This is a genomic window from Parvimonas sp. D9 (genome assembly GCF_035282565.1).
GTDB lineage: Bacteria > Bacillota > Clostridia > Tissierellales > Peptoniphilaceae > Parvimonas > Parvimonas micra.
In genome coordinates this window covers 1-240 of sequence record NZ_JAYKBM010000254.1, presented here as the reverse complement: position 1 = coordinate 240, position 240 = coordinate 1, and the positions used below count along the sequence as shown (strand labels likewise).

1 protein-coding gene is annotated in these 240 nt (G+C 35.0%); it reads right to left on the bottom strand.

Annotation, left to right across the window (positions count from 1 at the left end):
* Window positions 1-240, bottom strand: a 240-nt coding sequence (locus tag VJI94_RS08780; protein ID WP_324009098.1) for a hypothetical protein, incomplete at both ends; no start/stop codon positions are given.

Genomic DNA, 240 nt, shown 5'->3' with positions numbered 1-240 from the left:
CTATGAGCCTGTTTTAAATAATAGCCATTCAGACTGATAAAATAAGTAGTGTCGGGAATGTATTGGATGGTATAACGGTTATAAGTGCTATCAAAAATGATCATGCCTTTTTCATCCCTTTTATAGAATCCTATGTTACCGAATCCCCAACCACTTATGGAAAGGTGATTAGTAGACTTCTCAAGATTTTGAATGTATTTGATACTATCTGATATCTGCTGATAACGATGGTGAGGTAAG